This window comes from Streptomyces sp. NPDC050264, assembly GCF_040655895.1.
Classification (GTDB): domain Bacteria; phylum Actinomycetota; class Actinomycetes; order Streptomycetales; family Streptomycetaceae; genus Streptomyces.
On sequence record NZ_JBFAKV010000001.1, the window covers coordinates 652,149 to 652,785 of the forward strand.

The window sequence follows — 637 nt, forward strand, 5'->3', positions numbered from 1 at the left end:
CCAGCCCCTTCCGTCCCAGCCTCCTCCACCTCGGACCCTTCCGCCCTCAGCCACTTCCGTCCCAGCCTCCTCCACCTCAGCCCCTTCCGCCCTCAGCCCCTCCGCCTCAGCCCCTCCGCCTCGGCCTCCTCCGTCCCGGCCTCCTCCGTCCCGGCCTCCTCCGCCTCAGCCCCCTCCGCCTAGGCCCCTTCCGTCCCGCTCCCCATTCCCTGCCCCCATTCCCTGCCCCCGGCTACGCCCCGCCTACGCCCTGACTTCCCGCTGTTCCAGAGCCGATCCAGCACCCGAACGGGAGAACCTCATGCCTTCTTCTGTCATGTCCACATCCAGCACTGGGGACGGACAACCGACCCCCTCTACCGCCCCGGCCGCCGTTTCCGCCGTCGGTCTGCGCAAGGCGTACGGCGACAAGACCGTCCTCGACGGGATCGATCTGCGGATCCCGGCCGGCTCGGTCTTCGCGCTGCTCGGGCCGAACGGCGCGGGCAAGACCACCACCGTGCAGATCCTGTCCACGCTCATCACCGCCGACGGCGGACAGGCTCAGGTCGCGGGCCACGACCTCGCCGAATCGCCGGACGGCGTGCGGGCCGCGATCGGCGTCACCGGGCAGTTCTCCGCCGTCGACGGGCTGATC

The 637-nt window shown here is 71.6% G+C and carries 1 protein-coding gene; it reads left to right on the forward strand.

All coding sequences use genetic code 11. The features are described from left to right. Positions 1-301: 301 nt before the first annotated feature. On the forward strand, positions 302-637 hold a 336-nt coding region (locus AB0J02_RS02935), incomplete at its 3' end, for an ATP-binding cassette domain-containing protein (RefSeq protein ID WP_363191726.1).